The organism is Pseudomonas sp. B40(2017) (assembly GCF_002112855.1).
GTDB lineage: Bacteria > Pseudomonadota > Gammaproteobacteria > Pseudomonadales > Pseudomonadaceae > Aquipseudomonas > Aquipseudomonas pharyngis.
Genome location: NZ_NEIT01000005.1, coordinates 137,001 through 149,114, shown reverse-complemented (window position 1 = coordinate 149,114; position 12,114 = coordinate 137,001). Strand labels below are relative to the sequence as shown.

Sequence of the window (12,114 nt, the reverse complement as noted above, 5' to 3'; positions counted from 1 at the left end):
GATGATCGCCGGTTTTTTTGTGCCCGGGATTTGTGTTGTCAGCTCTGCCGTCATCGCTGGCAAGCCAGCTCCCACCAGTTCTGTGGATTTATTGAAATCGCGCACGACCCTGTGGGAGCGGGCTTGCCCGCGATGAACGATGACGCGGTCGTCAGGTTTGCGGATCAACCCGGTCCAGCGCGCGGTTCACTGCGAGCTCGGCCAGCATGATGATCTGCTGGATCCCGAGCGCCGTACTGCGCTGCGAACCGCTGAGCTCATTGGCGAAATTGCTGGCGATGGTACTGGCCGAGGCCAGGGACTCGCAGGCGTTGGCCAGCAGGCTTTCGGTGTCGACGTTGGGCGTGACCATGTACATCGTGCTCGGGCGCGGTTTGGAAGGATTGGGGCACAGGTAATAGTCGAGAGCGCGTTTGATGGCTTCGCGGTTGCGGGCGAGGTCTTCGGCGCGCATGGCTTCTTCGAGGGGCGTGGTTGATTCGAGGGGTGGGTCGGCATTGATTAACTCCTTGCTGACTTGAAGCCACCCAATGCCGTTCTCACGCGGCGAAGAGGTGGCAGCTATGTGCGGGGTGAGAAACCGGGCAAGGAGATTCCGGCCAGACCAAAGTCTGCCCGCACACAGCCGCCATAAATCAATTACAGGCAGCAAAAGCTGGCGGCAATTATGGTCGGACTGACGTTTTAATAACACTCACTTGCCAGGGTTCTCACACCCAATCACAGAGTTTTCTGCGACAACCAAAGACTAGGGATCGTGCTTCCGACGGACAACCTGAAAACCTTGTGGGAAGGATCCTGGGTTGTTGTTGAGATTTAAACAGCTTCAAAAGCTGCCCTCACCCTAGCCCTCTCCCGGAGGGAGAGGGGACTGACCGCGTTGTTTAAATGGAATACGCAGACGTGAGATACCGAGGTGAACTCGGGGTTTTAAAACGCAAACAACTCCGCTCCGGCTTTGGCTTTGGCTTTGGCTTTGGCTTTGGCTTCCACCACTCAACACGATGAGCGTTAGCTCGAGTACCGCTTTTGATCTTCGGACGACGTCGGAAGGCTGAGTGGAGGGATTTATCCGGGGGTGGGAGCGCAGCGACCGTTTGGCGAAGCCAAACACATCGAGAGGAGGTGCAGCGAAGCAAACCGTAGGCGATGCCCCCGGATGAATCCCGGAACGAAGGAACCCCGAGCCCCAGCGAGGGGCCGAACGCAGGAGCAAAGCGTTTTTGGTTACTTTTTAGGCGTTTGTAAAAAGTGACCCGCCGTCAGGGCGGAACCATAAGCAGCAGCACCCGAAGAAACGGATATGTTCACAACCTCCCCAGATATACCGAGATAGACACCTCACCTAGAAAAACGATATTTCCGCGCCCACCGAAACCCCGGCTACCCTCCTCCCCACAACTACCTCCAGTGCACCCGGGGACTCCATGGATCGATTCACCTTCAAACCACTTCTAATAACCCTGGCCCTGACCGCCATAACCCCAATCGCCAACGCAGCAACAACCCTGGTCTACTGCTCCGAAGCCAGCCCCGCAGGCTTCGACCCCAGCCAATACACCAGCGGCACCGACTTCGACGCCTCCGCCGAAACCGTCTTCAACCGCCTCACCCAATTCAAACGCGGCGGCACCGAAGTCGAACCCGGTCTGGCGACCAAATGGGACGTAAGCCCGGACGGCCTCCAGTACACCTTCCACCTGCGCCAAAACGTAAAATTCCACACCACCGATTACTTTACCCCGACCCGAACCTTCAACGCTGACGACGTCCTGTTCACCTTCCAGCGCCTGCTCGACCCGGACAACGCCTTTCGCAAGGCCTACCCCGCCGAGTCCCCGTACTTCACCGACATGGGCCTGAACACCACGATCAAATCCGTGGAAAAACTCGACGACAACACCGTGCGCTTCAACCTGAACAACGTCGACGCCGCGTTCGTGCAAAACCTCGCCATGAGCTTCGCCTCGGTGCAATCGGCCGAATACGCCGCCCAATTGCTGAAGGAAGGCAAAGCAGCAGACCTCAACCAGAAACCGGTCGGCACCGGCCCGTTCGTGTTCAAGCGCTACCAGAAGGACGCGCAGATCCGCTACGCCGCGAACAAGGACTACTGGAAACCAGAGGACGTGAAGCTCGACAACCTGGTGTTCTCGATCACCCCGGACGCCGCCGTCCGCCTGCAAAAGCTCAAGACCGGCGAATGCCAGGTCAGCGGCTACCCGCGCCCCGCCGACATCGAAGTGATGGAAAAAGACCCGAACCTGCGGGTGTTGAAGCAGCCCGGTTTCAACCTCGGCTTCCTCGCCTACAACACCACTCATCCACCGCTGGATCAGCTCAAAGTGCGCCAGGCACTGGATATGGCCATCGACAAACCGGCGATCATCAAGGCGGTTTACCAGAGTGCAGGGCAGTTGGCGCAAAACGCCTTGCCGCCAGCGCAATGGTCGTTCGATCCGAACATAAAAGACGCACCGCATGACCCTGTGAAAGCCAAAGCGCTACTCAAGGAAGCCGGGGTTGCACCGAGTACAACCATCAACCTCTGGGCCATGACCGTGCAGCGCGCCTCGAACCCGAATGCGCGGATGTCGGCACAGATGATCCAGCAGGATTGGGAGAAGATCGGTATCAAGGCCAACATCGTCAGCTATGAATGGGGCGAGTACATCAAGCGCGCCAAGAATGGCGAGCACGACGCGATGATCTACGGCTGGACCGGTGACAACGGCGACCCCGACAACTGGCTGGGCGTGCTGTACAGCTGCGCGGCAGTGAAGGGCAGCAACTACGCCAAATGGTGCGACCCGACCTACGACAAGCTGGTGCAACAGGCCAAGGTGTCAACCGATAAATCGCAACGGGTAAAACTGTATCAACAGGCGCAACTGATCCTTAAACAGCAGGTGCCGATCACGCCGATCGCCAACTCCACGGTGTTCCAGCCGCTGCGCAAGGAAGTCAGCGACTTCAAGATCAGCCCGTTCGGTCTAACCCCCTTCTATGGCGTGGGTATAAATAAGTAACACCCGGCCCCAATCCGGCGCGCACAGCGTGACCAATGCACCGTTTTGGGGCTCCATTTGCACCGTAAAAACCGCCCGCAAACGGTCAAATGCGTCAGAAGTTATACGGATGCGACATTAAGGTACGTTCGTGCCACGCTTTGACGCCGCCGAGCGCTCTGGATCTTGCATTGGGTATGGGCCCTGCATAAGTATCCGCAGGCACGACTCACGAGGTCGTACCTCACTACTAAAAAATGACAACAAATCATGAGGCCAACATGCTTAAACACGCGGTCATTCCGTTTTTAGTCGGCGCAGGCTTGTTAGCCTCCGCACCTTTCGCCACCGCTGCGACTAACCTGGTGTTCTGCTCCGAAGGCAGCCCGGCCGGTTTCGATCCAGGCCAATACACCACCGGAACCGACTTCGACGCCTCAGCCGAAACCATGTTCAACCGTCTGACCCAGTTCGAGCGTGGCGGTACCGCCGTGATTCCTGGTCTGGCGACCAAGTGGGACATCTCGGATGACGGCCTGACTTACACCTTCCACCTGCGTGAAGGCGTCAAGTTCCACACCACCCCGTATTTCAAGCCGACTCGTGAGTTCAACGCCGACGACGTGCTGTTCACCTTCAATCGCATGATTAACAAGGATGACCCGTTCCGTAAGGCGTACCCGACCGAATTCCCGTACTTCACCGACATGGGGATGGACACCAACATCACCAAGATCGATAAAGTCGACGACCACACCGTCAAGTTCACTCTGAAAGAGGTCGACGCCGCGTTCATCCAGAACATGGCCATGAGCTTCGCGTCGATCCAGTCCGCCGAGTACGCAGCCCAGCTGCTGAAAGAAGGCAAGGCTGCCGACATCAACCAGAAGCCGATCGGCACTGGTCCGTTCGTGTTCAAGAGCTACCAGAAAGACTCCAACATCCGCTACACCGGCAACAAGGAGTACTGGAAGCCTGAAGACGTGAAGATCGACAACCTGATCTTCGCCATCACCACCGACCCGTCGGTACGTATCCAGAAGCTGAAGAAGAACGAGTGCCAGGTCACCCTGTTCCCGCGTCCGGCCGACCTCGCGGCACTGAAAGCCGATCCTGCGCTGAAGATGCCTGACCAGGCCGGCTTCAACCTGGGCTACATCGCCTACAACGTGATGGACAAGGTCAAGGGCAGCAACGAGCCTAACCCGCTGGCTGACCTGCGTGTGCGCCAGGCGCTGGACATGTCGGTCAACAAGCCACAGATCATCGACTCGGTTTACCAGGGCGCGGGCCAACTGGCCGTCAACGCCATGCCACCGACCCAGTGGTCCTACGACACCACCATCAAGGACGCCAAGTACGATCCTGAGAAAGCCAAGCAGCTGCTCAAGGAAGCCGGCGTCAAGGAAGGTACCGAGATCGTCCTGTGGGCGATGCCGGTTCAGCGTCCGTACAACCCGAACGCCAAGCTGATGGCCGAAATGCTCCAGTCCGACTGGAAGAAAATCGGTCTGAACGTGAAGATTCAGAGCTACGAGTGGGGCGAGTACATCAAGCGCTCCAAGGGTGGCGAGAACCAGGGCATGCTGATTGGCTGGAGCGGTGACAATGGTGATCCGGACAACTGGCTCAACGTGCTGTTTGGTTGCGACTCCCTGAGCGGCAACAACTTCTCCAAATGGTGCGACAAGAAATTCGATGGCCTCGTGAAAGAAGCCAAGCGCACCACTGACCAGGCCAAGCGCACCGAACTCTACAAAGAGGCGCAGCACGTCCTCAAAGATGCAGTCCCTATGACACCTATCGCTCACTCGACGGTGTATCAACCCATGCGCGCCAACGTGCAGGACTTCAAGATCAGCCCTTTCGGCTTGAACTCCTTCTACGGCGTCAGCGTCAGCAAATAAAAGAGGCAGCGGCGACGTTTTCAGCGTCGCCGCTGTTTTTTTTGCCGAGAAGTAAGGAATTTGCCTACAACCTTTTCCAGCCCGTCTGACCGGGATGGTTTAGGACGTGTCGCCTTTTCCTACGAGTCTTTAGGACTCAGCGCATTTACTGCCAGACCCACGGCCCCTACCGTCGGGTTCTGACCAGTGACTGCGTGGGCTTTCGGTTTTTGCTGTTCGTTTCGGTTTGAGCTCAATGCAGCTACAACGTCCCTGGACGGGATCGCGGCGCATTGAAAAACACTAAAAAAGAGGGAGCGTCATGCGCCATACCTTGGTTTTTTCCGCATTGCTGGGCGCCGGCCTGTTGGCTGCCACGTCCGCCAGTCATGCCGCCAGCGACAGCCTGGTGTTTTGCTCCGAAGGCAGTCCGGCCGGTTTCGATACCGCGCAGTACACAACGGCGACCGATAACGACGCCGCCGAACCGCTGTACAACCGACTGGCCGAGTTCGAAAAAGGCGCGACCGGTGTAGTACCGGGCCTCGCAACCAGCTGGGATATTTCCGAGGACGGCCTCAAGTACACCTTTCACCTGCGTGAAGGGGTGAAATTTCATACAACGCCGTACTTCAAACCTACACGCGATTTCAACGCCGACGACGTGCTGTTCACGTTTAACCGCATGCTCGACCCGCAACAGCCTTTCCGTAAGGCTTATCCGACCGAGTTCCCGTATTTCAACGGGATGAGCCTCAACAAGAACATCGCCAAGGTCGAGAAGACCGGGCCGCTGACCGTGCAGTTCACGCTCAACAGCGTCGACGCCGCGTTCATCCAGAATATCGCCATGAGCTTCGCCGCCATCCTGTCCGCCGAGTACGCCGACAAGCTGCTGGCCGAAGGCAAGCCGAGCGACATCAACCAGAAGCCGATCGGCACTGGCCCGTTCGTGTTCAAGAGCTACCAGAAAGACTCGAACATTCGCTACACCGGCAACCCGCACTACTGGGATCCGAGCCGGGTGAAGCTGAAGAACCTGATTTTCGCGATCAATACCGACGCCTCGGTACGTGTGCAAAAGCTCAAGGCCGGCGAATGCCAGGTCACCCTGCACCCGCGTCCGGCCGATGTGCCGGCACTGAAGAACGACCCGAAACTGCAATTGATCGAGAAGCCGGGCTTCAACCTCGGTTATATCGCCTACAACGTGCGCCACAAGCCGTTCGACCAGCTCGAAGTGCGTCAGGCGCTGGACATGGCGGTGAATAAACAGGGCATTCTCAACGCTGTTTATCAAGGCGCCGGTCAACTGGCCGTCAACGCCATGCCGCCGACCCAATGGTCCTACGACGACACCATCAAGGACGCCGCCTACAACCCGGAGAAAGCCAAAGAGCTGCTCAAGGCTGCAGGCGTCAAGGAAGGCACCGAGATCACCCTGTGGGCGATGCCGGTACAACGTCCGTACAACCCGAACGCCAAACTGATGGCTGAGATGCTCCAGGCGGACTGGGCCAAGATCGGTCTGAAAGTGAAGATCGTCAGCTACGAATGGGGCGAGTACATCAAGCGCACCAAGAATGGCGAGCACGACGTGAGCCTGATCGGCTGGACCGGTGACAACGGGGACCCGGACAACTGGCTCGGCACGCTGTACAGCTGCGACGCCATCGGCGGCAACAACTACTCCATGTGGTGCGATCCGGCTTACGACAAGCTGATCAAACAGGCCAAGGTCGTCACCGACCGCGACCAGCGCACCGTGCTCTACAAACAGGCCCAGCAACTGCTCAAGCAGCAAGTGCCGATCACGCCTGTCGCCCACTCGACGGTCAACCAGCCGCTGAGCGCCAAAGTCGAAGGGTTCAAGGTGAGCCCGTTCGGTCGCAACGTGTTTTCGGGTGTCAGCATCGATTAAACAAAAAACCGATTAGCCGCAATGCTGAGGGGGCCGTCTACCCCCTCACGCAAGCGCTTTGCCGAAATTCGCCAATCAGGCCTTTTGCAAACGTTTGCGATGTGTGAATGAGTTCTAAACCAATAACCGGCCAACCCAAAAAAGCCGGCATAAAAAGAAAGTAAAGGAGCTTCACCCATGAAACTGAGCAATACCGCGATACTGGCCCTGGCCATCAGCAGCATCACCGCCACGGCTTATGCGGAAACCCAAAGCCAGGCGTTCACCCCGGTGACCGTCAACGAGAAGAGCGCCCAGGCTGAAGCCACCGGCTTTCTCGAAGGCTCCACAATCAGCGGCACGACCCGTAACTGGTACGCCAACGAACAACTGAAACGCGGCGGCAAGTTCACCTATCGCAAGGATGGCGTGGCCACCCCGACCGACCGCCGTATCAACTGGGTGCAAGGCACTATCGTCAAGTACAACTCGGGCTTCACCGAAGGCACCGTCGGTTTCAGCACCGAAGTGGCGGCGTACAACGCCATCGCGCTGGAGCGTGACCGCGAGAACCTGGCGGCCAACAACGGCGGCGCACCGGGCACCCGTCCAGGCGCGGGCAACAACCGTACCCTGACCCGTGAAGGCGGCGAAGCCCAGGGCCAGTGGAGCAAAGTCGGCCTGGCCAACGTCAAGGCGCGGATCTCCAACACGATCCTGACCGCCGGCCGCATGAACTTCAGCAGCCCGCAGGTCGATGTGATCGGCAACCGTCCGCTGCCATCGAGCTTCGAAGGTCTCGCGATCCACAGCGAAGAGCTGAACAACCTGTCCTTTGACCTGGCCTCGTTCGACCGCGTGTCGCCGCGTACCGAAGAAAGCCTGAGCAAATTCCGCTCCGAATACGGCGCGATCGATGCCGAAGCCGACCACGTTCACACCGGCGGTATCTCGTACCAGCCGTTCGCCAGCCTGACCACCAGCCTGTGGGGCACCCAGGCCGAAGACCTGTGGAACCAGTACTACTTCGGCGCCACTCACGTGCTGGGTGACAGCTCGGTTCTGGCCCTGACCACCGGTCTGAACTACTACAAGACCGTGGACGAAGGTAAGAAGAAACTCGGTGAAATCGACAACGACACCTACTCCCTGTCGTTCGGTCTGACCCACCAGGCGCATACCCTGACCTTCTCCTACCAGGAAGTGAACGGTAACGAGTACTTCGACTACCTGCACGAAACCAACGGTATCTACCTGGCCAACTCCCTGCTGTCGGACTTCAACGGCCCGAACGAGAAATCCTTCCAGGTGGCCTACGGTCTGAACATGGCCGAATACGGCGTGCCAGGCCTGAAGTTCAACATCTACCAGGCCCGCGGCTGGGGCATCGACGGCACTCACTACAAGGGTGGCGGCTACGATGGCGTGCAGTCGATGGACGGCGAGCACCACTATGAATACGGGATCGGTGCCGCTTATGCGGTACAGAGCGGTCCTCTGAAGGCAACCACCGTTCGCGCGACCTACACCGCGCACCGCGCCAGCGAAAACCAGGCTGACGGCAGCATCAACGAGTTCCGTCTGGTGACCACCGTTCCATTCAACATCCTGTAAAACCGCCAGCCGACGGCTGACTCAGTGACGAGTCGGCCGTTCGGCTTTTTGTCTTCAACCGATTGCAGAGGGTTCTTGATGAAAATGCTTCCCCTACGTGCAGCCATCGCGGCTGCGTTGCTGAGTGTCGCTGTCGGCGTCTCGGCCAAACCCTTGGTGGTCTGCACCGAAGCCAGTCCGGAAGGCTTCGATATAGTCCAATACACGACTGCAGTCACAGCCGATGCGGCAGCTGAAACGGTCTTCAACCGTCTGGCGGACTTCAAGCCCGGCACCACCGAAGTGATTCCGGCGCTGGCCGAATCCTGGGACATCAGCGAAGACGGCCTGACCTACACGTTCCACCTGCGCAAAGGCGTCAAGTTTCACACCACCGAATATTTCAAGCCGACCCGCGACATGAACGCCGACGACGTGGTCTGGAGTTTCCAGCGTCAGTTGGACCCGAATCATCCGTGGCACAAGCTGTCGAGCGTGGGCTTCCCGTACTTTGAAAGCATGGGCTTCAAGGAACTGCTCAAAAGCGTCGAGAAAGTCGACGACAACACCGTCAAGTTCACCCTGACTCGTCGCGAAGCGCCATTCCTGGCCGACATCGCCATGGCGTTCTCCTCGATCTACTCGGCCGAGTACGCCGATCAGTTGCTCAAGGCCAACAAGACTGGCGACCTGAACAGCAAACCGGTCGGCACCGGGCCATTCATCTTCCAGCGCTACAACAAGGATGCCCAGGTACGCTTCAAGGCCAACCCGGACTACTTCCGCGGCAAGGCCCCGGCTGAAGCCTTGATCCTGGCGATTGCCACCGACAACAACGTGCGCTTGCAGAAACTCAAGGCCAATGAGTGCCAGATCGCGCTGTATCCGAAACCGGATGACATCCCGAGCATCAAGAAAGACAGCAACCTGAAAGTCGATGAACTGGATGCGATGACTGTCTCCTACGTCGCCATGAACACCCAGCACAAGTACATCAGCGACGTGCGGGTGCGCAAAGCGATCGACATCGCCTTCGACAAGGAAGCCTACGTCAACGCCCTGTTCGGCAAAGGCAACGCGACGGTTGCGGTCAACCCGTATCCGCCAACCCTGCTGGGCTACAACCACGACCTGAAAAACCCGCCACGTGACCTCGACAAGGCCCGTGCCCTGCTCAAGGAAGCCGGAGTACCGGAAGGCACCACGTTCACCCTGTTCACCCGCAACGGTGGTGGCCCGACCAACCCGAACCCGATGCTCGGTGCGCAGATGATGCAGGCTGACCTGGCGAAAGTCGGGATCAAGATCGACATCCGCGTGATGGAATGGGGCGAAATGCTCAAACGCGCCAAGGCCGGCGAGCACGACATGGTCTCGGCCGGATGGGCGGGCGACAACGGCGACCCGGATAACTTCCTGACGCCTATGCTCAGTTGCGAAGCCGCCAAGAACGGCGAAAACTACGCGCGCTGGTGCAACGAGAAATTCCAGGCCCTGCTCGACGAAGCACGGGCTAAAGTAGATCCGGCCGAACGCGCCAGGCTGTATGAACAGGCTCAAGTGCTGTTCAATCAGGATCAGCCGTGGATCAGCATGGCCCACACCCGCATGTTCACCGCAATGCGCAACAACGTAGAGGGTTATCACATCAGCCCTCTGACAACCAATAACTTCGCCACCACCCAGGTGAAGTAGATAAGAAAACTCCCGGTTTCCCTGACCCCAGGGAAACCGGGCACGCCTAACCGGCTGATGAGGTACCACACACGATGTTTAGTTTTATTGCCCGCCGACTGGGGTTGTTGATCCCCACGTTTTTCGGCATCACCTTGCTGACTTTCGCGTTGATTCGCATGATTCCCGGCGACCCCGTGGAAGTGATGATGGGCGAACGTCGGGTCGACCCCGAAATGCACGCTCAGGCAATGGAACGCCTCGGTCTGAACAAACCGCTGTACGCCCAGTACCTGGACTACATCGGCAAACTGGCCCACGGCGACCTCGGCGAATCCCTGCGCACCCGTGAGAGCGTATGGACCGAGTTCACCTCCCTCTTCCCGGCGACCCTGGAACTGTCCATGGCCGCCCTGCTGTTCGCTGGCATCCTGGGCCTCTTGGCCGGGGTGATCGCGGCCCTCAAGCGAGGATCCCTGTTCGACCACGGGGTGATGGGCATCTCCCTCGCGGGTTACTCGATGCCGATCTTCTGGTGGGGCCTGATCCTCATCATGTTCTTCTCGGTGAGCCTGGGCTGGACCCCGGTGTCCGGGCGGATCGACCTGCTCTACGACATCGAGCCGCGCACCGGCTTCATGCTGATTGACACCCTGCTGGCCGATGACATGGGCGCGTTCCTCGATGCCCTGCACCACCTGATCCTGCCGGCCATCGTGCTGGGCACCATTCCGCTGGCGGTGATCGCGCGGATGACCCGGTCGTCGATGCTCGAAGTGCTGCGTGAAGACTACATCCGTACCGCCAGGGCCAAAGGCCTGTCGCCGTCGCGCGTGGTGTTCGTCCACGGCCTGCGCAACGCGCTGATCCCGGTACTGACCGTGGTCGGCCTGCAGGTCGGCACTCTGCTGGCCGGTGCGGTCCTGACCGAAACCATCTTCTCCTGGCCCGGCATCGGTAAATGGCTGATCGAAGCCATCGGCGCCCGGGACTACCCGGTTGTGCAAAACGGCATCCTGTTAATCGCCTGCCTGGTGATTCTGGTCAACTTCGTGGTGGATATCCTCTACGGCTTTGCCAACCCACGCATCCGTCATCAGCGCTGAGGTCAATACCCATGAGCACTCCAACTTCCTCAGTAGTCACCGCCGCCACCGCCGTGGATCAAAGTCTGCTGTACCCGTCACCGTACAAAGAGTTCTGGCAGGCTTTCGCCAAGAACAAGGGCGCCGTCGCCGGCCTGCTGTTCATGCTGCTGGTGATTTTCTGCGCGATCTTCGCGCCGTGGGTCGCCCCGCATAACCCGAGCGAGCAATACCGTGACTTCCTGCTGACGCCGCCGGCGTGGCTCGAAGGCGGTCAGATGCAATTCCTGCTCGGCACCGATGAACTGGGTCGCGACCTGCTGTCGCGTCTGATCCAGGGTTCGCGCCTGTCGCTGCTGATCGGTCTGTCGTCGGTGGTGATGTCGCTGATCCCGGGGATCCTGCTGGGTCTGTTCGCCGGTTTCTTCCCGAAAGTGGTCGGCCCGACCATCATGCGTCTGATGGACATCATGCTGGCCCTGCCATCGCTGCTGCTGGCCGTGGCGATCGTCGCCATCCTCGGCCCTGGCCTGATCAACACCGTGATCGCGATTGCCGTGGTGTCCTTGCCGTCCTACGTGCGTCTGACCCGTGCCGCCGTGATGGGTGAGCTGAACCGCGACTACGTGACCGCCGCGCGCCTGGCCGGTGCCGGTCTGCCACGCCTGATGTTCATCACCGTGCTGCCGAACTGCATGGCACCGCTGATCGTTCAGGCGACCCTGAGCTTCTCCTCGGCGATCCTCGATGCCGCCGCCCTGGGCTTCCTCGGCCTCGGCGTCCAGCCGCCAACCCCTGAGTGGGGCACCATGCTGGCTTCGGCCCGCGACTACATCGAACGCGCCTGGTGGGTGGTGAGTCTGCCTGGTTTGACCATTTTGCTCAGCGTGCTGGCAATCAACTTGATGGGCGACGGCCTGCGCGATGCGCTGGACCCGAAACTCAAGAACGCCGCCTGAGGAGATTCC

At 59.2% G+C, this 12,114-nt stretch carries 8 protein-coding genes; 7 read left to right on the top strand and 1 reads right to left on the bottom strand.

From position 1 onward, the window contains the following. Positions 1 to 151: 151 nt before the first annotated feature. Positions 152 to 454, bottom strand: a complete 303-nt coding sequence (locus tag CAF76_RS14730) for a DUF6124 family protein (RefSeq protein ID WP_085647674.1) — start codon at positions 452 to 454, stop codon at positions 152 to 154. A gap of 973 nt (positions 455 to 1,427) precedes the next feature. Here CAF76_RS14730 and CAF76_RS14725 point away from each other — a divergent pair. From CAF76_RS14725 to CAF76_RS14695, 7 genes are all read left to right on the top strand, one after another. Beyond that, on the top strand, positions 1,428 to 3,029 hold the full coding sequence (locus CAF76_RS14725) for an ABC transporter substrate-binding protein (protein WP_085647673.1): 1,602 nt from the start codon (positions 1,428 to 1,430) through the stop codon (positions 3,027 to 3,029). 260 nt (positions 3,030 to 3,289) lie between these two features. Continuing rightward, positions 3,290 to 4,915 carry an ABC transporter substrate-binding protein gene (locus CAF76_RS14720; protein ID WP_064593358.1) on the top strand — a complete coding sequence of 542 codons (1,626 nt, stop codon included), beginning with the start codon at positions 3,290 to 3,292 and terminating at the stop codon, positions 4,913 to 4,915. 301 nt (positions 4,916 to 5,216) lie between these two features. Then, positions 5,217 to 6,815: an ABC transporter substrate-binding protein gene (locus CAF76_RS14715; RefSeq protein ID WP_064593357.1), complete on the top strand. Its 1,599-nt coding sequence runs from the start codon at positions 5,217 to 5,219 to the stop codon at positions 6,813 to 6,815. A gap of 177 nt (positions 6,816 to 6,992) precedes the next feature. Next, complete coding sequence (locus CAF76_RS14710) at positions 6,993 to 8,408, top strand: OprD family porin (RefSeq protein WP_085647672.1); 1,416 nt, start codon at positions 6,993 to 6,995, stop codon at positions 8,406 to 8,408. Between the two features lie 78 nt (positions 8,409 to 8,486). Further along, positions 8,487 to 10,082: an ABC transporter substrate-binding protein gene (locus tag CAF76_RS14705; RefSeq protein WP_085647671.1), complete on the top strand. Its 1,596-nt coding sequence runs from the start codon at positions 8,487 to 8,489 to the stop codon at positions 10,080 to 10,082. Positions 10,083 to 10,156: 74 nt separating this feature from the next. Next, the gene (locus CAF76_RS14700) at positions 10,157 to 11,167 is read left to right on the top strand and encodes an ABC transporter permease subunit (protein WP_047597886.1); all 1,011 of its coding nucleotides are present in this window, start codon (positions 10,157 to 10,159) and stop codon (positions 11,165 to 11,167) included. A gap of 11 nt (positions 11,168 to 11,178) precedes the next feature. Further along, entirely contained in the window at positions 11,179 to 12,105 is a 927-nt protein-coding gene (locus CAF76_RS14695) for an ABC transporter permease subunit (protein WP_039769224.1), read from the top strand. Positions 12,106 to 12,114 lie beyond the last annotated feature (9 nt).